Here is a 20,192-nt window from a genome sequence, read left to right as displayed (position 1 = left end):
AGACGCGCCGGACGCCGGATTCCGACGAACCAGCCGCAGCCTGCGGTTACGTTGAGGAACGAAGGCATCTCGCGTCTGGTCATTCTCTGCTCGTCGGAAGGTGCGCCGTGACGAACACCGCTCGCCGACCCACCCCGGCCGATCCGATGCCCGATGTGACGCGTCCGAGTGACATCCCGAGCGAGACGGTACGCAATCTCCCGCCCGAGTTGGGACCGGACGCGGTCGGTGTGCTGGAGCGGCGAACGTTCATGTTCTCCAACTCGGCCGGGGACGTGCCCCCGGGCTCGATCGGCGGGCTGGTGCACGACGACACCCGCTTTCTGAACCGGTGGCAGCTCACGATCTGCGGGTCGCCGCTGCTCGTCCTGCGCTCGGGCACGGTGGAGGACTACTCGGCGGCGTTCTTCCTGGCCAACCCCGAACTACCCGGCCTGCCGGCCAACGCCATCGGGGTACGCCGGCAGCGGTTCATCGGCGATGGCATGCACGAACGCATCGAGCTGCAGTCGTACGCCGAAAAGGCGGTGTCGATCCAGGTCCGTTTGGCGGTCGGCACGGACTTCGCCGACCTGTTCGAGATCAAGGAGACCGTCCGGGATCGTTCCCACCAGATCACCCGCGCACATGCCACCGACGGCTCGCGGCTGGACTTCAGCTACCGCAACCACACCTTCGAGGCCCGCACGGAGGTGCTGGCGGACCCCCCGGCGAGCGAGATAGCGGGCGACGAAATGGTGTGGGAGCTACACCTGGCACCCAACCAGGAGTGGCGGTGCGAGCTGCGCGTCCCACTGGACTACGGCGAGACGGAGACCGCACCGACCAACCGCGGCTTCGGCGAGGCCTTCGACGTCGAGCACGACGATCCCCTGGCGCGCTGGGAGAACGCCAAACCCATCCTGCACACGGATTCCGCCGTGCTGCGAGCGATGTATCAGAAGTCCACGATGGATCTGACCGCCCTACGAAACGAGATACGTCTGAAGGACGAACCCGTCGTTCTGCTGTCGGCGGGGCTACCGTGGTTCCTCACCGTGTTCGGCCGGGACATGCTGATAACCGCCTACCAGACGATGGGCGGCGGCTCGGACCTGGCGCGTGGCGCGCTGCTCGCGCTCGCCCTCTACCAGGCCACCGAGTTCGACGACTTCTCCGACCAGGAGCCCGGCAAGATCCTGCACGAATATCGATCCGGTGAGCTGACCAGGCTCGGCCTCAAACCACACAACCCCTACTACGGCAGCGCCGACGCCACCCAACTGTGGCTGATTCTTCTCTCCGAGTACTGGCGCTGGACCGGCGACGACCAGTTCGTGCGCGACCTGCGCGACAACGCCTACGCCGCGCTGCGCTGGGTCGAGGAACACGGCGACCGCAACAACGACGGCTACGTCGAGTACGCCACCCGCTCACCGCAGGGACTCGGCAACCAGTGCTGGCGCGACTCCTGGGACGGCGTCCTGTTCTCCGACGGCACGGTGCCCTTCCTCCCCATCGCCACCTGCGAGATCCAGGGCTACACCTACGACGCGAAGCTCCGCTTCGCCGAGTTCGCCGACGGCCCGCTCGCCGACGCCCCACTCGCCACCCGACTCCGCGCGGAGGCCGCCGACCTGCGCGACCGTTTCAACCGGGACTTCTGGATCGACGACCGCGGCGGCTACTACGCGCTCGGTCTCGACGGCGACAACCGACAGATCGACCTGATGAGCTCCAACATGGGCCACCTGCTCTGGAGCGGCATCGTCCCCACCGAGCGCGCCGCCATCATCGCCGGCCACCTGATGTCCGACCACCTCTTCTCCGGCTGGGGCGTCCGGACGACCTCCACGGCCGATCGTGCCTACAACCCCATCGGCTACCACCGAGGCACCGTCTGGCCCCACGACAACTCGATCATCGCGCACGGCCTCGCCCGCTACGGGTTCCGCCAAGAGGCCAACCGGATCATCATGGCGATGCTGGACGCCGCGGAGTTCTCCGAGTACCGCCTTCCCGAGGCTTTCTCCGGCTACGACCGGTCCTTCGGCCGCGCCCCCGTCCCCTACCCGACCGCCTGCAACCCACAGGCCTGGGCCAGCGCGGCGCCCATCCTCTTCATGCGCACCATGCTCGGTCTGGAGCCCAGGGACGGCCAACTCACCCTCAATCCCGAGATCCCGCCCGAGATCGGGCGAATCCAGTTCAGCAACGTGTCCGCCTTCGGCAAGCGGTGGGAGGTCGAAGCAACGAGAACCCAGTCGGGCGTACGTCTCGCCCCCTGAGGATGCGCTGCAGCGATCCCACGTGCCCGCCCGCCTGAATCAGCCGAGCAACACGATCAGGGGACCCGTTCGGCTGCCGTCATAGGAAGTGACCGGATCATCCTAGTCTCGACATGTTCATGAGCCGTGTCCGCATTTTCTGACTCGTGATCAGGTGTGCGCTGACCAGCGGGCGCGCACCCGCTCCGATGGCGATGACGGAGGGTGATGATGGGCGACAGCAGGGCGAGCGGAAAAATACCCAGACGTCAGTTCGTCAGGATCTCGGGGGCGGCCGGCGCCACCGGACTCCTGGGTTTGATGGGGCCGGGCAGCGCACTGGCTGACGCGGTGCCCGCCGACGAGGGCCAAGCCCCCGAGTCCCCTCCCCCAGCCGCTGGCGGCCCTGGGGGCTCGCCCTGTCCCACGCCTTCGAGCCTGTGCGGCTACCCGAGCGACACCGGCGGCAGGTACGACCTTTGGGACAGAGTGCAGGTCTGCGAGGGCACGAAGGCCGGTCCACCGTTTCCTCAGTCCCTGCGGACGACGTCCACCTATGTGGTTCTCAACGGGGGGACGGGGTCGAGCCACGACTTCCTACTTGTCCCCAGCTGTCGCATCACCGGCATCGAGTGTCCGTTCATCGCCACCTCCAACGCGCCGAACTACTGGCTGGAGGCGTGGAACAACGCGCAGCCAGGACAGCCGGGGCACGTGGTGTACCCACACATCGGGTTGGGGATCAACTCGGCCGACCCGATGATTCGCCAGCAGGATCAGCTCCATATCCACCTGGCCGGAATCCACTCGGGCATCCAGACCCAACTGAACAACCACGACAGTACGATCACCAACGACCCGTCGAGGTGGCGGAACCAGATCGTTCCGATCTGGGGCCTGACGAGCACAGGTGCCCCGGCGCCCCGTTCGTACCGCGTGCTCCACGTCGCGAACCTGAACGAAAACCTCTTCACACTCCTGCGCGACAGCGTGGTGCGGCCGACCGGAGCGACCATGGCGGCGCAGATATTGGCCGTGACGCCCCGTCTGGTCGGGGTCGGCGGGTTCTACGTCCTGAACAGCGAACCCGGTCTACCCGTGCCGCCCGGCCAGCCCGGCGGCACGGGCACGGCCGACTTCCTGCTCGCCTACGCGTGACGCCGCGGTGTCGTGCTCGGCTGCGCGGCAAACGCGTCGGGCCTGCTGCCGAGCGCAGGCCAAATGCTGTTCCGTCCGGCGCGTCGGCCCTCTAGTGTCCGGTCGTGGCCAGCCTGAGTGGTGACAAGGACGAGGCGGACCTGCGTCCCGGACGCCCGGTGTGGTTGCTGGACGTGGACGGAGTCGTCAACGCGACCCGGCCAGGCTGGGGCGGGCCACCCAGGAAGAGTCAGGTCTGGTCGGACACCGACCGGGTGTCCTACGTCGTCCGTTGGGCGCTAGCTCTGGTCGACCGGATCCGCGCCCTCCAGGAATCCGGCGGGGTGGACATCCGTTGGTGCAGCACCTGGTGCCCGGACGCTCACCGGCTCGAGTACCTGTGGCGACTGCCGCCGCTGGCACGGGCGATCACCGCTGATCCGATCCCTCGGGGGCCTGCCTGTTGGCCGTTGAAGCTTGCCGCGGCTCGCGCCGTGCTGGCCGAGGGTCGGCGGCTTGTCTGGACCGACGACGAAGCCCTTCCTCCGCCGGGCCGCCTACGGGATGAGTTGACGGCCGGCGGGCAGGCGCTTCTGATCGAGCCCCGGTCAAAGCGCGGCCTGCAACCCGAAGACCTGGACCGCATCGAGGCCTTCGTCGCCGCCTCGCAACCATGACTCGGGCTACTCCTGGTCAGCCGCCGGACTCGTCCTCCGTCCGCAGCCCGTGCAGGTCATAGCTGAACTCGCCGGCATCCAGCCGGGCGCGCAGTCCGGTCTCCTTGTCGATCCGAGTCCTCGTCGCGGCGGCCACGTCGGCCGCGCTGTTCCGCGCCACCACCACGGCCCCGTCGGCGTCGAGCACCACGACGTCTCCCGGCTCGACGGTCGCGCCGCCGACCCGGACCGGCACGTCCAGCGAGCCCCGCTCGCGCTTGGTCGCTCCGCGTACCCGTCGCCAGCGGGCCCAGATCGGCAGTCCGAGTTCCCGGAGTTCGTCGACGTCCCGTACCGCGGCATCGATCAGCACGCCGGCCGCGCCGGCGACCTTGGCCTGGGTGGCGAGCAGTTCGCCGAGCAGGGCGACGGGGGCCGGCTCGGGCATGGTGAGTACGAGCACCTCGCCGGGGCGCACGAGCGTCATCACCTCGTGCACGGCCCGGTTGTCGTCCTGGCCGCAGCGGACGGTCCGGGCCAGCCCGGCGACCCGGGTGCCCGGCACGACCTGGACAAGGTCGACGTCGATCAGGCCGCGCCGGCCGGCAGCCTCGTAGACGGTGGCCACTCCGGCGGCGGTCAGCGTCTCGATCACGCCCGACTCGACGGCCGCCGCGTCGCCGCTCACAGTGCACCCACCACGTTCGGGATCAGCCGCTGGAACGCCTCCGCCTGCCGGATGGCCGCGTTGCCGCTCACCCGGCGGGCGTGGTTGCCACGCTGATCCGCCCGCTGCGTGTAGTACTCGCGCAGGTAGCCCTGGGCGCTCATCGCCGCCATCGCATCCTGCTTGGCCGGCATCGCGCCGGTGATGTCGACGAAGACGGTGGGGACGAACCCGCACAGCTCGGGCTGGTGGGGTTCGAAGACCAGGAACTCCGAGGGCGGGGCGGTCCGGAAGCCGCTGGACACCCCGGCGCCCGCGGTGAGCTGCCGGGCGGTCGCCACCGCCGTGTGCGCCACCGGGTGGTCCGGGTTGAACGGGTCGCGGTCCGGGTGGGTGATGACCACGTGCGGGGCGTACTCGCGCATCAGGCCGGCCAGCCGGTCGACGTCCTCGTCCCGGATCCGCAACGGGTAGTCGCCCAGATCGAACGCTTCCAACCGGGCGCCGACCGCGGCGGCGGCCCGCTCCGCCTCGAGGTGCCGTAGCCGCTTGACATTCTCCACCGTCTGGTCCGGGTCCTTCCACAGCTCGCCGGACTCGCCCCGTTCGCCGTAGGAGAGCGCCAGCACCACGGCCTCACCTCCGGCGCCCGTGTGTTTGGCGATCGCGCCGGCGGCCCGCCAGACGAAGTCGGCCGAGTGGGCACCCACCACCAGCATTCGCCGCGCGCTCATGCCGGCACCGCCGGCTTCGGCATCGCCAGACGGCGCGAGTTGACCACCGCCATCACGTGGATCTCCTCGTCGGTGAAGCCGGCGTCGAGCAGGCGGTCGGCGAAGAGCGCCAGACCGTCCTCGACCGGCGGGTTGAAGGGTTGCCCCAGGTCGCTGGAGAGCACGGAGTGCGCCACGCCGACCGCCCGGATGGTGGCGAAGAGGTCGGCCCAGGCGATCTTGCCCGAGTGCGGGGTGGTGAAGCAGCGCTCCAGAAGGGCGCCTGCCTCGGCCAACTCCCGCTGCTGCTCAGGCGGCAGCCGCTGCGAGGTGAACTCGGGGTGGGTGATGACGATCTGGCGTACCCCTTCTTCACGGGCGGCCCGGACCACCGCGAGGATCTCGGCGCCGCTCAGGTGGCCGGTGGCCAGCGCGACGTCGTGCCGCGCGATCACCCGCAGCACCTGGCGTACCCGATCGAGAACCCGCCCCTCGTCGTCGACGACCTCGACGGGGTCCGGCACGATGCCCTGGCGGTGCAGGTCGGCTTGGAAGGCCCCCCACATCGCGGGCGTGGCGCCCGGCAGATCGGTGGCGGTGCTGCGGCGCTGGTTTCCCGAATCCACCGTGGGCATCCAGACGATTCGCGCACCCTGCCGCGCGGCGACCTCGACGGCGACCGGGTTGATGCCGCCCATGGCACCGTTGAGCGTGATCGCGCCGAGAACATCGACTCCGGGCACCACCTTGCGGAGCACCGCCGCCCGCTCGGCCGTCGCCACGTAGTGGGACTTGAGGACGAAGCCGGCGAGCCCGACCTCGGCGAACCGGTGTGCCAGGTCAACGTCGTCGATGCGCCGCGCCATGACGTCTGGGGCCACGTGTACGTGCGTGTCGTAGGCGCAGCGGACGACGGCGCGGGCGCGGGCGGACGGGACCGGGTGGTCAGGCATCGCGGCTCCTCGGTGGGCCCTGCCGGTGCGGTCGTGAGGGTGCGCTCGGACGAGCACGGGCGGTGGACATGCCGGAGACCGCCGGGCGCAAGCATATCGGCGACCATGTCTATTTCAAGCCGCCGTTGCGCACGGTGATCTACTGTGGATAGAGCGGAAGCCCTTACGCGGCAACCTTGTTTGCCTCCACCCATGCGGGTTCGGGACTGACGGGCGCCACGCGTCTGATCTAGGATCGTCTATCGAGGCCGGCTGGGCGTCGTCCCTCCGATCTCCGCCGACAGGGGTGGGCCAAGCATCGCGAAGCTGAAGCTGGAGGCACCGCATGGGTAAGCGCTTTCACACGCTGGTAGCGGCCTGGCTGACCGTGGCTCTCGCGGCCGGCGGCGGCTGCGGCACCGACGACAGCGGCGGCGACTCGACCGGCGGCGGCTCCGACAAGGTCGCCTACATCACCGCTTTCGGCGCGGTGGGCCGGGACGCCTTCGCCTGGGTGGCGAAGGAGAAGGGCTACTTCGCCGAGGTCGGCATCGAGGTCGACATCAAGGAAGGCGCCGGAAACCAGCAGAACCTGACGGCCCTCAAGTCTGGGCAGGTCCAGTTCGCGGCGCTCGACTTCACCGGTGCCGTGATCCAGGCAGGCAAGGGTGAGTTCACCGACTGGCGGGCGATCGCCGCCGTACACCAGCAGACGCTGATCTCGGTGATGACCACCAAGGACACCAACATCACCACCCCGAAGGACCTGCAGGGCAAGACGATGGCGACCGGTGCCGGCTCGGTTACCGAGCTGCTCTTCCCGGCGTACGCCCAACTGGCCGGGCTCGACCCGGCGACGGTGAAGATCGAGGGCGTCCAGGCCACCGCGCTCAACGGCCTCATGGCCGGCCGGAAGGTCGACGCGTTGGGCACCTTCCTGCTCAGCCGGGGCGCTCTGGCAACGGCCACCCGCAAGGAGGTCGTGGTTCTGCCCTACAGCGACTATCTGCCGGACCTGTTCGGCAACGCCATCATCACCACTCCGTCGCTGATCGCGCAGGATCCGGACCTGGTCCAGCGGTTCACCAAGGCGGTGCTCAAGGGCTTGAAGTACAGCATCGAGCACCCCGACGAGGCGGCGACGATCCTCAACCGGGTGAAGCCCACCTACCCGGTGGCGGCGGGCAAGAGCGAGATCGAGGCGATGACTCCGCACGTCCGTCCCGCCGGTGGCGCCCCGATCGGCTTCCTGGACGAGTCACGGGTGGCCCAGACCATCGCCGTCCTCCAGCGTTCCAACCTGATTCCGTCGGGGCTGACACCGGCGAACGTCGTGGACCCGGACTTCGTAAAGAAGCCCTGACCACGCGCCCAGAACCTTCAGGGAGATCACCGTGACCGACAATTCACCGGCGCCACAACGCTGGCGGACTGTCGGGCTGCCCACCCTGGGCGCCGCACTCGCGATCGCCCTCTGGTGGCTGTCCACCTGGGCCTTCGACATCGACCCGTTCTTCCTGCCGGCGCCCGCAGACGTGGTCGACGCGTTCCTGCGGCTCCCCGGTTACCTGGCCGAGCAGACCTGGATCACCTTCCTGGAGACCGTCATCGGGTTCGGGATCGCGACGGTGGCCGGTCTCCTGCTCGCCGTCCTGCTCGCCGCGTCGCGGACGGTCGAGCGGATGACCCTGCCCATGATCGCCGGGATCAACGCGGTACCGAAGGTCGCGCTCGCGCCGCTGCTGCTGGTCTGGATCGGCTTCGGTTACGAGACCAAGATCGTGATGGTGGTGCTGCTCTGCTTTTTTCCGATCCTGGTCTCGACCATGGCCGGGCTGACCTCGACGCCCAGCGACCTCGGCGAGCTCGCCCGCTCCCTCTCCGCCTCGTGGTGGCAGACCTTCGTGAAGGTGCGACTTCCGTGGGCCCTGCCGCAGATCTTCGTCGGACTGAAGGTGGCGACCTCACTCGCCATCATCGGCGCGATCATCGGCGAGGTGATCAACCCGGAGGCCGGGCTCGGCTCGGTGATCGCCAGCTCCGGCCAGTCCGCCGACACCCCACTCGCGTTCGCGGCGCTGACCCTGCTCGCACTCATGGGTGCGCTGCTCTTCTATCTGATGGCCGGCCTCGAACGGCTTCTCGTGCCGTGGGCACGAGCGATCTCGTCCTGACCATCAGAGGCGACAGCAGACGCACGATCCCACGCCGCGGTCGGAGCGTCAGCGGCTGTCGTACTCGGCGACGAGGCGCTTCGGCGCCCGGTTGCGCCAGGCCTGCTCGATCAGTTCCTGCACGCGCTCTTCGGTGACCTTGGCCAGGTCGACACGGAGGCCGACGAAGATCCGGCCGTTCCGCCACACCTCCTCATAGACGTCCGGCCGATCCGCGGTCGCCGCCTTGGCCTCCGTCTGCCCGACACACACGATCGCGTGCGCGTCGCCCTTCTCCAGATGAACGAGGAGCTTGTCCGCGACCCGGAAGCCGGGCAGGCGAAAGTGCGGCTTTTCCACGACGTGAGGCAGCGCCATCGCATAGCCACGGATGTCAGCCAGCCTGATCATGGGCGGGACTCCTTATCGTCTCTGAGCGGTCGCGCCCCGGGTAGACATTAGGCCAGTTCTGCGTCGCCGCGCCGTAGAGCACCTCGCCGAACGCATCGCGGCGGCTACGATCACTCCCGTTCATCGACGGGGGAGGAACAATCGTGAGTCGTTCACGTCTGCTGCGCGGCGCCGCGTGGCTCGGCGTATGCGCCATCGGTGTGCTCGGCGCCAACGCCGTCGCACCGGTCTCCGCGGTCGCGTTGCCGAAGGGCACGCAGCTCCGCCTGGACCACACCGCACTGGTGCCGGGATCGTTCGGTAAGACCCAGTCGGTATACCTCTACAACTACGACACCGACTTCACCCTGAACGACGTGGCGGTCACCATCGACACCACGAAGCTCGCCGGCGTCGCGACGGCCAAGCTCACGTTCGACGGCTCCGGCCCGTGTGAGCAGTCAGGTACGAGGATCACCTGCAGGTTCGACACGCTTTCCTCGGAGAGCCTGTTCGCGGGTATCACCACGCTCACCTTCCGGCCGGAGGAGGCAGCGGAGATCGGCGACGAGGGCGAGGTGAGCGTGAAGGTCACCAGCCGGGACCAGACGTTCACCAAGACCTCGAAGGTGACCATCAGCGAGAAGGTCGCCCTGGAGGTTGGGCCGATCACCACCAAGAAGGCCAAGCCGGGCGACACCATCACGAACCCGCTCACGGTGCGAAACGCCGGGGACAACGCGATCACCGGCGTGGACCTGTTCTTCTTCTACGAGGCCATGTTCACCGTGCCGAAGCGCTACAACAACTGTGAATACGGCAGCTTCGCCGCGTACTGCCACTTCGACGCGACGCTGGCTGCGGGGCAGGAGTACGTGCTCTCCGAGGAGTTGCCTCTCCAGCTGCGGCCACAGGTGCCGGCGCCGGGCGTTGCCGGTGCGAGCTTCACCTGGTCGACTCCGATCGACGGGCGTGACAACCTCGACATGGTTCGGGCCACCAAGCCGACCCGCGGCACGCAGGGCACCCTCCGCCTCGTCCGGAAGCCCGCGGGGCTGCGTGCCGAGGGCGCCCAGACCGAGGACTCGTTCTTCCTGGACACGCAGCACGTGATCGTCACCGTCGAGGGCACCAACCGCGCCGACGTGAGCGCCGTCGGCGGGGAGGTCCGAGCCGCCGTGGGCGCCACGGTCACCGCGAAGGTCGGCGTCAAGAACCTCGGTCCCGCGTACGCCTCCGGCATCACCGAGCCGGCCGCGACCGTCACCTTCACGCCGCCGGCGGGGACCGCCGTGACGACGGTGCCCGCCGGCTGCACGAAGGCGGACACCGGCTACGTCTGCCGGACGGCCATCCACCCGCTCGCGGTGGACCAGGCCGTCACGTGGGGCTTCGGGCTGCGGGTCGACGCCGCCGGGGAACTCACCGGTACCGTCACGGCGAAGTCCTCGACCCCTGACGTGACGTCGGACAACGACGTGGCCAAGCTGGTCGTGAACCGGGCCGGCGGTGCGGGCGGCGGGGACGAGGACGGCCCGTCGCTGCCGATCACCGGCCAGTCCAGCATCCTGCTGGGTGGCGGCGCCGCCGCTCTGCTGGCCGCAGGCGCCGCCCTGTTCGTGGTGGCGCGCCGTCGCCGTACCCGCTTCGTCGCCTGACACGATCGGATCAGCAGAACAGCCGTGAAGCCCTGGTCGGACCCCGGTCCGACCAGGGCTTCCGCGCAGGGGGCGCGGGACGCGCCAGGCCGGCAGCCGACCGTGAGGGGCCGCAGAGCGTCCCTCCCTCCCACCCCATCACCATCGAGACAGGCACGACGCATTAGCATTGCCGCGGTCCGGGACGGCTCTGCTGAAACGAGGCGAAATGCGTTGGCTCCGGCGGTTGCTGGGCGGCGGGCGGGTCCAGCTCGATGCGGGGCGGCAGCAGGTGCTGCTACAGGACGTCCAGTACCGGTACGGCGCCCGCGCGCAGATCCGGTTCTCCGAGCAGGTCGAGGCGGTCAGCGCGCTGCTTGACAGCGACGACGGCCTGGTGGTGGCGGCCCGGATCGTCAGCCAGGTCGCCGATGAGGCCCACGCCGACCTACAGGCCCAGGCCCAGGAGATACACCGACGGACGGGCCGGCGGCTCCTGGTACACCGCCGTAACTACCGGCCGCTGTGGAAGGAGGCCGGCCCGGCGCTGCGGTGGCCACTGTTCGCGTTGCCGAGCGGCTTCCACCCGTACGCCCAGGTGTCCGCAGCCGTCGCGGTGATCGGCAGCCAGGCGTCCCGGCTCGACCGGGTGACCGACCCGAACCCGCTCGTGACCCGTATGTTTGAGGTGCTCGATTTGACCACCGCCGGGTGGGAGTACGGCCGGGTGCGGGTGGACACCGACGCCGCCGGCCTGGCCGATCGACTGATCTCGAGCGCCGCACAGGTCCTCGCGGCCATGGACGACCCGCCCCGGCTGCCGCCCGCGGTCCGTGAGCTGATGCGCCGCAACAACACCCTCCACGTGCACGATCCGGCCGGCCCTCGGGCGGTAGGTGCGATCAATCTGGGCGCGACGATGCGGGAACGTCTGCTGGCCTGAGGACACCGCGGCGGGACCAGGGCGCCGACGCGAACAGCTGCCCGTCCGCCAGCGCGGCATGCACCTCCGCGGCGTACCAACTGAACCGGGCTCCAGTCCCCTTCTGCGGTCTCTTGCGCCCGTTCTACAACGTTGTAATACTCGTCTGACCGCCGCCACCCAGGGGAGGATCCGATGAGCGCCGACGTTCGTAACCCGCAGTCCGTCGAGATCGGGGAGGTCCCGGTGGAGGCACTCGGCGACCTTTACCGCGACGGGATCACCTCCTGCCGGGCTGCCTTCACCGTGGACTGGGTGCAGCGGGTGGACGAGGACATCGACACCGCGTTCCACGAGGCCCGCGCCCGGCCGGACGGCGCCGTCGGGCGCGGCCCGCAGCGGTGGTACGTGGAGATGCATCCGGAGCAGCTGCGAGGCTTCGTCGACCTGGTCACCCATCCGTGGGTGGTCGCGGTCTGCCAGGCCGTGCTCGGTCCCGAGTACGAGATCGTCGAGCTCGGCTTCGACATCCCGTTCCCCGGCGCTGCCATGCAGCCGTGGCACCGGGACTTTCCGATGCCGTCCGACACCCGCCGGCAGCGGCGGCTCACCTCACTGGCGTTCAACCTGACCACGGTCGACACCGTGGAGGAGATGGGACCGTTCGAGATCGCCCCGGGTACGCAGTGGGACGAGGGCGACGACTTCGACCACGCGATGTTCCCGCCCAAGGAGCGCTACTCCCGCTACCAGGCGCGAGCCGTACGCAAGTACCCCCGCCGTGGCGACATCTCCGCCCGCTCGGCGCTCACCATCCACCGGGGCACCCCGAACGTCTCGACGCGCGCCCGTCCGGTCCTGGTGCTCGGCGTGGACGCGCCCGGCGCGGGCAACGCCGAGCACCACGACATGGCCGTCACCCGGGAGTACTGGGAGAACCTGCCCGCCTCGGTACGCGCGCACCTGCGGTGCCCGGTGGTGGAGACGCTCACGCCGATCCGGCAGAAGCACACCATCGAGGGCCTGGTGATGGGCGCGGAGTGAACCCCGGTCCAGACCCGAGCGGGTGGGTCTCAGATCAACGGCGCATACCACTGGGCGCCGGTGACCCGGATCCGCTTTGACTGCTTGCGGTTCCACTCGATCCGCAGGCCGTGCCTGCGGAGCACCGGGAAGGCGATCTCGTCCAGCACCCGTTCCAGGTCGGCCTGGTAGCGGGCCTGCTGCTCGGCCTCCGGCAGGGCCGCGTAGGCGACCTCGTCGAAGTCCACCCCGGGATAGGCGCCGTAGCCGAGGTAGACCTCGCCGTCCTCGCTCGCGAGCAGCGACTCCGTGTCCTGCTGGTGGAACCATAGGTATCCGTGCCAGTGCCGGGAGTCGTCCCGCTCGTCGTGGATCTCGGCGGCCGCGCAGGTGCCACAGCAGCTGAAGTTCTCTCTGGCCAACACACCGACCTCGTTGAGTTCGGCGAACGCGCGAGTGAGGTTGCTCGGCACCTCACCCCACTGGCGCTGCTGCTCGCGCCGAGCAGCCAGTGCCTTCTCGTACGCCGCCCTGAGTTCCTCGTCGGTGGCGCCGTGACGCTCCTCGTCCTCGTCGAAGTAGTCGACGAAGTCGTCGGCGTCGTCGTGGCCGCGCACGACCCAGTCCCAGATCTCGTCCTCGATCGTCCTGCGGCCCGGCTCCGCGATCCGGTCGGTCAGGAACCTGACGCCCTCGGGGCGATCGTTGTAGATCCATCGCGTCACAACGACGATCTTTACACGGGCCTCTGACAGCATGGGCCAGCTCGCATCGCGCCCGGCACTGCGTCCCGCCTGGCGTGCCGAGCATGGCAGACAGCACAGCAGCCGGAACCTGGATCACCCGATGGTCATCCGTAGGCGTGGCGGCCAGCACCTGGCGCGCGGCAGCTGCGACGTTAAGCTTTCTGATCAGCATGGCGCTCGCGTCAGCCATCGCTCAGGGGCCGGTCCGACGGACGGAACGTGGGCCGGAGGGACCGGCTGCGTCGCGGCGAGAGATTTCTCCGGGACCGTGTCGATCCGCGAGCCGCCCGTTCGACATGTGGCTACGAGGGTCGAGAGACGGCCCCGCCGGATGAGGAGAACGCGATGCCGAAGTACATGCTGATCATGCGGGGCACCGATGAGACGAACGCGGCCATGATGGCTTCTATCGACGAGGCGATGGCCGCGACCGGCCGGTTCATCGAGGAGATGATCAAAGCCGGAGTTCTCCTCGCGGCCGAAGGACTGGACGATCCGGGCCGGGGCGTCGTGGTCGACTTCAGCGGCGAGGCCCCGGTGGTCACCGACGGGCCGTACGGCGAGACCAAGGAACTGTTCGGGGGCTACTTCCTGCTCGATGTCGCCTCGAAACAGGAGGCGGTCGAGTGGGCCAAGCGGGTCCCGGCGGTCCGCGGGTCCAAGATCGAGGTCCGCCGGGTGGCGGGGCACGACGAGGTCCCGCAGGACAACGAGCGGATCGTCAAGGAACGGGCCGGGCGCGAGAGCAACGGCCCGGTCTGATGGGTACGGCCGACGTCGAGGCCGTCTGGCGGATCGAGTCGGCGCGGATCGTCGCCGCGCTGACCCGGTTCACCGGCGATTTCGGGCTGGCCGAGGACGCGGCCCAGGAGGCGGTGGCCGAGGCGCTGGTGTCCTGGCCGCGCGCCTCTCCGGTCAATCCGGCCGGCTGGCTGATGGCCACGGCCCGACGACGGGCGATCGACGCGATCCGCCGCCGGACCGCCCTCCAGGACCGATACGCCCTGCTCGCGGCCGATCCGGCGGTCGCTGAAGAAATCGACCCCGACAAGATCGACGACGACGTGCTGGCGCTGATGTTCGTCAGCTGCCACCCGGTGCTCTCCCCCGAGGCCCGGGTGGCGCTGACCCTGCGGGTGGTCGGCGGCCTGTCCAGCGAGGAGATCGCCCGCGCGTTCCTCGTACCCGTGCCGACCGTGCAGGCGCGCATCACCCGGGCCAAGAAGACGATCGCGGCGGCCGGGGTGCCGTTCGAGTTGCCGCCGGCCGCCGAGCGCCGGGAGCGGCTGGGCGGCGTGCTCAGCGTCCTCTACGTGATCTTCACCGAGGGGTCGACGGCCACGTCGGGCGACCGGCTGCTGCGTCCCGACGTCGCGTACGAGGCGATCCGGCTGACTCGCACGCTGGCCGCCCTGCAGCCGGACGAGCCGGAGGTGCACGGCCTGCTCGCGTTGTGCGAGCTGACGGCTGCGCGCTTCCCGGCCCGGACCGGCCCGGACGGCTCTCCGGTCCTGCTCGAGGACCAGGACCGGCGGCGGTGGGACTTCTCGGCGATCCGCCGTGGGCTGGCCGCACTGGCCAGGGCATCGACTCGCGGCCTCGGCCCCTACGGCCTGCAGGCCGCGATCGCTGCCACGCACGCGTCCGCGCCCTCCGTCGAGGCGACCGACTGGGACCGGATCGTGGTGCTCTACGAGGCACTCGGCCGGGTCGCGCCCTCGCCGGTGGTCGAGCTCAACCGGGCCGTCGCCGTGGCGATGGCCTCGGGTCCGGTGCAAGCCCTGGCCATGGTGGACGAGCTGATCGCCTTGGACCGGCTCCCCGGTTCGCATCTGGTCCCGACCGTACGCGGTGAGCTGCTGGCCCGGCTCGGACGGCGACCGGAAGCCCGCGTCGAGCTGGAGCTGGCTGCTCGGCTCTGCGCCAACCAGCGCGAACGCTCAGTGTTGCTGCGCAAGGCGGCCGCGCTGAGCTGACTTCTCCAGCTCGCCCGGCACCCAGGCTGGCCTACCGCAGCCAGCGCAGAGCGGCGTCGGCAGTGTCGTCGGGGCTGCTGTTGAAGGCGATGGCCGCGCCGGGAGCATGGCGCCGGACAAGGTTCACCACCTTCTCGAAGAACTCGAGCAACGGCTCGTGCTTGCGGATGCCGCCCCCGACCACCACGCAGGCGTAGTCGTTCCGGGTCAGCGCCTCGACGATCGCGCCCTCGGCGTTATCGTCGGGCGCCACCAGGCACAAGTCGGCCTCGATGTCGTGATCATCGAACCGAGCCTGACCGCGTGCGATCGCCGCCATGACTGGCTCAGGATCCCAGCCCGGGATTCTGACGGGATCGAGACCGATCACGAGCACCCTGCCCGCTCTCATGCGTCCTCCTCATCCGGCAAGGCTTTCTCAGAGCAGTCTGCGGCATGTGAGCTTGCGGGATCAGCCGCCGTCGCGCGCTTCGAGCCATTCGCGTACTGCTGAGAAGTCCGCGTCGGTCAGGCCGACGTATGGGTCGACATGCCGCAGCAGCGCCCGCCCCGGGTGATGCGTTGTGATCCACCGCCGGTCCGCAACGGTTATCTCGTCGTCAAGCCACACGAAGGGTCGTCCGGCCGCCCACCGCGTCAGGACGATGGTCTTCCAGTGCAGACCGTGCGGTGGATCGCCGTCGCCGTCCGGCCACTCGACGACGGGCAGTTCCGGAAGCCCGAGTCGCGGCGAGACGACCTCGTTCGCCTCGATCATCCATGTCGTTGCCCAGACCAGCTGGCATCCCAACGCCAACAGCCGGCGACCGTCGTCCGGGTCGAGCCTGTCGAGCAGAGGATTGCCAGCATCGTTCACTGGCTGAGCGACGCCGCCCGAGGCAGGCTCCTCCCGGCCCGGGTGCCGGACTCTGAACGGAATCAACGTTCCATCCACATCGAGGAAGACCAAGGGCGGGTCGCTAAAGTCCGGCATCACGCTCGAACCGTATCGGGCCCATCCGGGCTGACTCAGCTGCGGATCTCCGCCAGGTACGGGGTTCGCTGCCCGGCCGCCCGCGCCAAGGCCGTGAGCCTCTGACCCTTGTGAGGTATCAGGGACGGCCGATCGGCTCGGGCACGGCGGCAACCTCAGTGGGCGACGTCGTAGACGAGCTTGGTGATGCCGTTGGCGTACGTCTCGGACTCGACCAGCTTCAGCATCTGCTTGTCCTTGTCGGTGTCGCTGAACATCCGCTTGCCGGCTCCGAGCAGCACCGGGTAGAGCAGCAGGTGGTAGCGGTCGATCAGGCCGGCGTCGGCGAGGTTGCGGGCGAGAGTGGCACTGCCGTGAATGAAGATCGGGCCGCCGTCGGTCTCCTTGAGCTTGGCGACGTCGTCGAGGGAACGCAGGATCGTGATGTCGCCCCAGTTGTCGACAAGAGCGTCTTCGCCGAGGGTGGTCGAGACGACGTACTTCGGCAACTCCTTGAGGGCGGCGAAGTCCTCCATGTCCGGCCACAACGGCGAGAACGCCTCGTAGCTGGTTCGGCCGAACATCAGCGCGGTGGCCTCCTCGGTCTCGCGGCCCTTGATCTCGTACACCTCGGGCCGGAACTCGATGTCCTTGAAGGTCCAGCCGCCGCTGCGGTGGTCCTCGGATCCGCTGCCGCCGCCCGGCGAGTCGACGACGCCGTCCAGCGAGACGAAGGCGGTGTAGATCAACGTACGCATCTTCGATGTCCCATCCGTATGGTCCAAGTGGATGTCCTCAGTCTTCGGTGGTGTCGGCCACACGGCCATGATTAGGCTCAGACCTAATCGGAAGGGGCGGCTGCGTGATCCATCTGCACTTCACGGCGGCCGACCTGACTCGCGTGCGCTTCGCCGCCTCGCCGCTCACGGAGACCGTGGCCAGCCTTCGTGCGCTGGCCGCCGGCAGGCAGGGCCGGCACCTGCACCGGCCCTGGATCGACAGGTTCGCCGAGCGATCGGGCCGGCTGCGCACGCGCGACCTCGACCTACTGCGGGCGCTGGTGCGTCCGGTGGGCTACATTCCCGATTTCCTGGTGCCGCCGCCGGATCGCCGGTCCTCGACCTTCGCGGACGCGCTCGCGCGGATCGCCGACGCCGATCCGGAGGTCGTGGCGCGGGAGTTGGCGCACCTGGCGGGCCACCGGGTCGCCCAGCAGGGGCCCGACCGCGAAGGGCGGCAAGCCCTGCTCCAGGCGCTGCTGCAGCGGCCCGATGCGGGCATCGGGCCCGTCACCGAGGCGCTCGAGGCGTACCACCGGGTCGCGATCGCCCCGGACTGGCCGCGGATCGACGCGTTGCTCAACGACGACATCGCCTACCGGCTCGATGCCCTCGCCGATGGTGGCGTCGACCGGATGATGAGCAACCTGCACCCGTCGGTCCTGTTCGCCGGCCAGACGCTGACGATCGTCAAGTACTACGAGGGACATGCCGACTGCGGCGGGCGCGGCCTGCTCCTCGTGCCGTGCGCCTTCGCCTGGCCGGACGTCCTGGTGCGGACCGCGCAGCCGGACTCCCCCAGCGTCTCCTACTCCCCGCGCGGCCTCGGCCGGCTCTGGGAGGAGCAGGAGCACCCCGCGCAGACCGGCTCGGCGCTCGCCGGCGTCCTCGGGCAGACCCGAGCCGCCCTGCTGGCCCAGCTGGACCTGCCGATGTCGACCAGCCAGGCCGCCACCCAGATGGCGCTCTCCGCGCCGACGCTCAGCGTCCACCTTCAGGCGCTGCGCGCCGCCGGGCTGCTCGCCTCGCGCCGGGCCGGCCGGCAGGTGCTCTACTCGCGGACCGAACTCGGCGACCGACTGCTCAGCGGGGCGGGCCGGCAGGCCGACACCTGACCTCCTGGGCACGCCGACCCCCCGATGACGGCGGAATGAGCCACCCAATACTTAGTGAATCTCAGCCGAGGCTGAGGCCGTGCTGCTCAAGGGCGGCCTGGAGGATCCCGAGCGCTTTCGGTCCCATGCCGTGCAGTCTGGCGAGGTCCGATCGGGGGATGCCCGCGAGTTGCCGCAGGGTGGTGTATCCGGCGGTGTGCAGGGCTCGAGTCGCCGGCGCACCGATCTTCGGCAGCGCGTCCAGAGACGAGGTCATCCGCGGATGCTAACCCGCCAGTTACACCGTCCGACGCGCCCACCGGAGCACTGTCAGGATCAGTACATGGCGAACGTCTGGTCCGGTGTCACGATCGACTGCCGTGACCCCGAGCGGGTAGCCCGATTCTGGGGTGGCCTGCTCGGTCGGAAGCCCGGGCCGTCGCAGGAGGGCTGGGTCTACCTGGGCGAGCGGGGCGACCCTCAGCCGAGGCTGGTGTTCCAGCCAGTGCCGGAGCCCCAACTGGGTAAGGTGCGGATCCACCTCGACGTCTCCGTCGACGACATCGACGAGGCCATGACGCTGGTCGTCGATCTCGGTGGCCGGTTCACCGGTGAACGGCACGACTATGACGAGGGTGTGGTCGTCGTCATGGCCGACCCGGAGGACCACGAGTTCTGCCTCGTGCAGTACTACGGCTGACGGGGGCGCACAGACGCGCGCTCATCGGCCAGACTTGCGGTGAGACGCGGGGGAAGCGAAGCGCCAGCGGGTTCCAGCGGCTGGCACAGTGTTCGTACCATCGCCTGGTAGGTGTGGGAGGTCGTCGTGTCGGACGTGAATCGGGCGGATAAACCGAAGCTTCCGCCGCGCTGGTTCATCCGGTCGGCCTGGTGGGTGCACCGGCGCCTGTACCGGGTCTCCGGCGGCCGGGTCGGACTCTGGCGGCCCCGCGCCAACCGCTGGGGCACCCTGCGGCTGACCACCACCGGGCGCCGAACCGGCCAGCAGCGCAGCGTCATCATCGCGTACCTGGACGACGGGCCGAATGTGTTCACCCTGGCCATGAATGGCTGGGGCGAGGGTGAGCCGGCCTGGTGGCTCAACCTGCAGGCGCATCCGGATGCGACCGTCGACATGGTCGACGGGCAGCGGCTGGTACGCGGGCGGGCCGCCACCGGCGACGAGCGGTCGCGGCTGTGGGCCCGCTGGCGCGAGATCGACACGAATCTCGATGCCTTCGCGGCGCTGCGGTCGTCCGAGACCGCGGTGGTGGTCCTGGAACCGCGGAAACGAGATGCCGCACCGTGAGCCTGCCCGACGTGTCGGAACTGCGCGAAGGCTCACGTCGGCGAGCCGCAGACCGACCCCCAGGGCCCGTGATGACCCACGTGGAAGATCTCGCCGGTCCGAGCGGGCTTTTATTGCGCCACTACCGGCCCCGCGAGCAGGCGCGGCCCTTGATGGTGTTCGCACACGGCGGCGCCTTCGTCATCGGTGACCTCGACACCCATGACCGGACCTGCCGCCGCATCGCCGATGCCTGCGACGTCGAGGTGCTCGCCGTGGACTACCGGCGCGCGCCCGAGTATCGCTACCCCATCGCCATCGAGGATGTGGCGGCGGTGCTGCGCTGGGCCCGGCCCTTCGCGGTGGCCGGAGACAGCGCGGGCGGCTACCTGGCCACCATGGCCTGCCTGCGGCTACGGGACGCGGGTGATGTCCTACCCGCCGTCCAGGTCCTGATCTGCCCCAACACCGATCTGACGCTCTCGCAGCCCAGCATCGCGGAGAAGGGGTCCGGCTACGCGCTGGACGCCGACTTCCTGACCTGGGCGATCTCGCAGTGGACTCCCGATCCCGCCGACCATACGCTCGGCAGCCCGCTGCTGGTGGCGGACCTGCGCGGCATGCCGGACGCCCTCATCGTGACCGCCGAGCACGACGCGTTGCGCGATGAGGGCAACGCCTATGGGCAGCGATTGGCGCACGCCGGGGTACGTGTGATCCACCGGCAGGAGCCCGGACTGGAGCACGGCTTCATCCAGAACGTGGGCCTGACCTCCCCAGCGGCGGCCGCCGCTCACGACCGACTGTTCGACGACATCAGGACCCTGATCCACCGTTGACAGCCAACCCCGACGTGCTCGGCCGCTACCGCTGCGCCGCGT

At 69.5% G+C, this 20,192-nt stretch carries 23 protein-coding genes; 14 read left to right on the top strand and 9 right to left on the bottom strand.

Features of this window, described 5'->3' with window-relative positions; translation table 11 throughout:
• The first annotated feature begins 107 nt into the window (after window positions 1-107).
• The 3 genes from ACIP9D_RS20535 to ACIP9D_RS20525 all read left to right on the top strand — a co-directional run bounded on the left by ACIP9D_RS20535 (window position 108) and on the right by ACIP9D_RS20525 (window position 4,060).
• Complete coding sequence (locus ACIP9D_RS20535; protein WP_350875945.1) at window positions 108-2,267, top strand: glycogen debranching N-terminal domain-containing protein; 2,160 nt, start codon at window positions 108-110, stop codon at window positions 2,265-2,267.
• A gap of 207 nt (window positions 2,268-2,474) precedes the next feature.
• The gene (locus tag ACIP9D_RS20530) at window positions 2,475-3,404 is read left to right on the top strand and encodes a CDP-diacylglycerol diphosphatase (protein WP_400450512.1); all 930 of its coding nucleotides are present in this window, start codon (window positions 2,475-2,477) and stop codon (window positions 3,402-3,404) included.
• Window positions 3,405-3,562: 158 nt separating this feature from the next.
• Window positions 3,563-4,060, top strand: coding sequence for a hypothetical protein (locus ACIP9D_RS20525; RefSeq protein ID WP_400450510.1), 498 nt, complete (start codon window positions 3,563-3,565; stop codon window positions 4,058-4,060).
• A gap of 16 nt (window positions 4,061-4,076) precedes the next feature.
• Here ACIP9D_RS20525 and ACIP9D_RS20520 read toward each other — a convergent pair whose 3' ends face one another.
• Genes ACIP9D_RS20520 through ACIP9D_RS20510 form a run of 3 tightly spaced genes read right to left on the bottom strand, consistent with a single transcriptional unit; the run spans window position 4,077 to window position 6,372 of the window.
• Window positions 4,077-4,727 (bottom strand): 4-carboxy-4-hydroxy-2-oxoadipate aldolase/oxaloacetate decarboxylase, encoded by a 651-nt coding sequence (locus ACIP9D_RS20520; RefSeq protein ID WP_350875949.1) that lies wholly within the window; start codon window positions 4,725-4,727, stop codon window positions 4,077-4,079.
• On the bottom strand, window positions 4,724-5,440 hold the full coding sequence (locus ACIP9D_RS20515; RefSeq protein WP_350875951.1) for a PIG-L deacetylase family protein: 717 nt from the start codon (window positions 5,438-5,440) through the stop codon (window positions 4,724-4,726). The genes ACIP9D_RS20520 and ACIP9D_RS20515 overlap by 4 nt, the downstream gene beginning before the upstream one ends.
• Window positions 5,437-6,372, bottom strand: a complete 936-nt coding sequence (locus ACIP9D_RS20510; RefSeq protein ID WP_350875953.1) for a DUF6282 family protein — start codon at window positions 6,370-6,372, stop codon at window positions 5,437-5,439. The genes ACIP9D_RS20515 and ACIP9D_RS20510 overlap by 4 nt, the downstream gene beginning before the upstream one ends.
• Window positions 6,373-6,697: 325 nt before the next feature.
• On the opposite strand from ACIP9D_RS20510, the gene ACIP9D_RS20505 reads away from it, so the two are divergent.
• Window positions 6,698-7,714, top strand: coding sequence for an ABC transporter substrate-binding protein (locus ACIP9D_RS20505; protein ID WP_350875955.1), 1,017 nt, complete (start codon window positions 6,698-6,700; stop codon window positions 7,712-7,714).
• A gap of 31 nt (window positions 7,715-7,745) precedes the next feature.
• Window positions 7,746-8,525 carry an ABC transporter permease gene (locus ACIP9D_RS20500; protein WP_350875957.1) on the top strand — a complete coding sequence of 260 codons (780 nt, stop codon included), beginning with the start codon at window positions 7,746-7,748 and terminating at the stop codon, window positions 8,523-8,525.
• A gap of 48 nt (window positions 8,526-8,573) precedes the next feature.
• Here the strand turns inward: ACIP9D_RS20500 and ACIP9D_RS20495 are convergent, their stop codons facing one another.
• Window positions 8,574-8,915 (bottom strand): MmcQ/YjbR family DNA-binding protein, encoded by a 342-nt coding sequence (locus ACIP9D_RS20495; RefSeq protein ID WP_350875959.1) that lies wholly within the window; start codon window positions 8,913-8,915, stop codon window positions 8,574-8,576.
• Window positions 8,916-9,058: 143 nt separating this feature from the next.
• Between ACIP9D_RS20495 and ACIP9D_RS20490 the strand changes: the two genes are divergently transcribed.
• The 3 genes from ACIP9D_RS20490 (at window position 9,059) to ACIP9D_RS20480 (ending at window position 12,497) form a co-directional block, all read left to right on the top strand.
• Complete coding sequence (locus ACIP9D_RS20490; RefSeq protein WP_350875961.1) at window positions 9,059-10,552, top strand: LPXTG cell wall anchor domain-containing protein; 1,494 nt, start codon at window positions 9,059-9,061, stop codon at window positions 10,550-10,552.
• Window positions 10,553-10,760: 208 nt separating this feature from the next.
• Window positions 10,761-11,474, top strand: coding sequence for a hypothetical protein (locus ACIP9D_RS20485; protein ID WP_350875963.1), 714 nt, complete (start codon window positions 10,761-10,763; stop codon window positions 11,472-11,474).
• A 174-nt stretch (window positions 11,475-11,648) separates the two neighbouring features.
• The gene (locus tag ACIP9D_RS20480) at window positions 11,649-12,497 is read left to right on the top strand and encodes a phytanoyl-CoA dioxygenase family protein (RefSeq protein ID WP_350875965.1); all 849 of its coding nucleotides are present in this window, start codon (window positions 11,649-11,651) and stop codon (window positions 12,495-12,497) included.
• Window positions 12,498-12,526: 29 nt separating this feature from the next.
• Here the strand turns inward: ACIP9D_RS20480 and ACIP9D_RS20475 are convergent, their stop codons facing one another.
• Window positions 12,527-13,201: a DUF6891 domain-containing protein gene (locus tag ACIP9D_RS20475; RefSeq protein ID WP_350875967.1), complete on the bottom strand. Its 675-nt coding sequence runs from the start codon at window positions 13,199-13,201 to the stop codon at window positions 12,527-12,529.
• Window positions 13,202-13,567: 366 nt separating this feature from the next.
• On the opposite strand from ACIP9D_RS20475, the gene ACIP9D_RS20470 reads away from it, so the two are divergent.
• Together ACIP9D_RS20470 and ACIP9D_RS20465 are read left to right on the top strand one after the other, a co-directional pair.
• Window positions 13,568-13,984: a YciI family protein gene (locus tag ACIP9D_RS20470; RefSeq protein WP_350875969.1), complete on the top strand. Its 417-nt coding sequence runs from the start codon at window positions 13,568-13,570 to the stop codon at window positions 13,982-13,984.
• Window positions 13,984-15,198 (top strand): sigma-70 family RNA polymerase sigma factor, encoded by a 1,215-nt coding sequence (locus ACIP9D_RS20465; protein WP_350875971.1) that lies wholly within the window; start codon window positions 13,984-13,986, stop codon window positions 15,196-15,198. Before ACIP9D_RS20470 ends, ACIP9D_RS20465 begins: the two co-directional genes overlap by 1 nt.
• Before the next feature lie 31 nt (window positions 15,199-15,229).
• Here the strand turns inward: ACIP9D_RS20465 and ACIP9D_RS20460 are convergent, their stop codons facing one another.
• The 3 genes from ACIP9D_RS20460 to ACIP9D_RS20450 all read right to left on the bottom strand — a co-directional run bounded on the left by ACIP9D_RS20460 (window position 15,230) and on the right by ACIP9D_RS20450 (window position 16,908).
• Complete coding sequence (locus ACIP9D_RS20460; protein ID WP_350875972.1) at window positions 15,230-15,589, bottom strand: hypothetical protein; 360 nt, start codon at window positions 15,587-15,589, stop codon at window positions 15,230-15,232.
• A 60-nt stretch (window positions 15,590-15,649) separates the two neighbouring features.
• Entirely contained in the window at window positions 15,650-16,171 is a 522-nt protein-coding gene (locus tag ACIP9D_RS20455) for an HAD domain-containing protein (protein ID WP_350876140.1), read from the bottom strand.
• Between the two features lie 155 nt (window positions 16,172-16,326).
• Window positions 16,327-16,908: a dihydrofolate reductase family protein gene (locus ACIP9D_RS20450; RefSeq protein WP_350875974.1), complete on the bottom strand. Its 582-nt coding sequence runs from the start codon at window positions 16,906-16,908 to the stop codon at window positions 16,327-16,329.
• Window positions 16,909-17,012: 104 nt separating this feature from the next.
• Between ACIP9D_RS20450 and ACIP9D_RS20445 the strand changes: the two genes are divergently transcribed.
• Entirely contained in the window at window positions 17,013-18,044 is a 1,032-nt protein-coding gene (locus ACIP9D_RS20445; RefSeq protein ID WP_350875976.1) for a DUF5937 family protein, read from the top strand.
• Window positions 18,045-18,105: 61 nt separating this feature from the next.
• Here the strand turns inward: ACIP9D_RS20445 and ACIP9D_RS20440 are convergent, their stop codons facing one another.
• On the bottom strand, window positions 18,106-18,300 hold the full coding sequence (locus ACIP9D_RS20440; RefSeq protein WP_350875978.1) for a DNA-binding protein: 195 nt from the start codon (window positions 18,298-18,300) through the stop codon (window positions 18,106-18,108).
• A gap of 66 nt (window positions 18,301-18,366) precedes the next feature.
• Between ACIP9D_RS20440 and ACIP9D_RS20435 the strand changes: the two genes are divergently transcribed.
• The 3 genes from ACIP9D_RS20435 (at window position 18,367) to ACIP9D_RS20425 (ending at window position 20,150) form a co-directional block, all read left to right on the top strand.
• Window positions 18,367-18,723, top strand: a complete 357-nt coding sequence (locus ACIP9D_RS20435) for a VOC family protein (RefSeq protein WP_350875980.1) — start codon at window positions 18,367-18,369, stop codon at window positions 18,721-18,723.
• A 111-nt stretch (window positions 18,724-18,834) separates the two neighbouring features.
• Entirely contained in the window at window positions 18,835-19,332 is a 498-nt protein-coding gene (locus tag ACIP9D_RS20430; protein ID WP_350875982.1) for a nitroreductase/quinone reductase family protein, read from the top strand.
• A gap of 71 nt (window positions 19,333-19,403) precedes the next feature.
• Window positions 19,404-20,150, top strand: coding sequence for an alpha/beta hydrolase (locus ACIP9D_RS20425; protein WP_350875983.1), 747 nt, complete (start codon window positions 19,404-19,406; stop codon window positions 20,148-20,150).
• Window positions 20,151-20,192 lie beyond the last annotated feature (42 nt).

Source organism: Micromonospora sp. NPDC093243 (genome assembly GCF_044753725.1).
GTDB lineage: Bacteria > Actinomycetota > Actinomycetes > Mycobacteriales > Micromonosporaceae > Micromonospora.
This window is presented reverse-complemented; position numbering and strand designations above follow the sequence as displayed.

Coding starts and splice junctions, on each gene's coding strand:
- ACIP9D_RS20510 (WP_350875953.1), bottom strand. CDS start 6,372: ATGCCTGACCACCCGGTCCCGTCCGCCCGCGCCCGCGCCGTCGTCCGC.
- ACIP9D_RS20465 (WP_350875971.1), top strand. CDS start 13,984: ATGGGTACGGCCGACGTCGAGGCCGTCTGGCGGATCGAGTCGGCGCGG.
- ACIP9D_RS20460 (WP_350875972.1), bottom strand. CDS start 15,589: ATGAGAGCGGGCAGGGTGCTCGTGATCGGTCTCGATCCCGTCAGAATC.
- ACIP9D_RS20470 (WP_350875969.1), top strand. CDS start 13,568: ATGCCGAAGTACATGCTGATCATGCGGGGCACCGATGAGACGAACGCG.
- ACIP9D_RS20515 (WP_350875951.1), bottom strand. CDS start 5,440: ATGAGCGCGCGGCGAATGCTGGTGGTGGGTGCCCACTCGGCCGACTTC.
- ACIP9D_RS20480 (WP_350875965.1), top strand. CDS start 11,649: ATGAGCGCCGACGTTCGTAACCCGCAGTCCGTCGAGATCGGGGAGGTC.
- ACIP9D_RS20440 (WP_350875978.1), bottom strand. CDS start 18,300: ATGACCTCGTCTCTGGACGCGCTGCCGAAGATCGGTGCGCCGGCGACT.
- ACIP9D_RS20425 (WP_350875983.1), top strand. CDS start 19,404: ATGACCCACGTGGAAGATCTCGCCGGTCCGAGCGGGCTTTTATTGCGC.
- ACIP9D_RS20485 (WP_350875963.1), top strand. CDS start 10,761: ATGCGTTGGCTCCGGCGGTTGCTGGGCGGCGGGCGGGTCCAGCTCGAT.
- ACIP9D_RS20455 (WP_350876140.1), bottom strand. CDS start 16,171: ATGCCGGACTTTAGCGACCCGCCCTTGGTCTTCCTCGATGTGGATGGA.
- ACIP9D_RS20495 (WP_350875959.1), bottom strand. CDS start 8,915: ATGATCAGGCTGGCTGACATCCGTGGCTATGCGATGGCGCTGCCTCAC.
- ACIP9D_RS20505 (WP_350875955.1), top strand. CDS start 6,698: ATGGGTAAGCGCTTTCACACGCTGGTAGCGGCCTGGCTGACCGTGGCT.
- ACIP9D_RS20530 (WP_400450512.1), top strand. CDS start 2,475: ATGATGGGCGACAGCAGGGCGAGCGGAAAAATACCCAGACGTCAGTTC.
- ACIP9D_RS20450 (WP_350875974.1), bottom strand. CDS start 16,908: ATGCGTACGTTGATCTACACCGCCTTCGTCTCGCTGGACGGCGTCGTC.
- ACIP9D_RS20435 (WP_350875980.1), top strand. CDS start 18,367: ATGGCGAACGTCTGGTCCGGTGTCACGATCGACTGCCGTGACCCCGAG.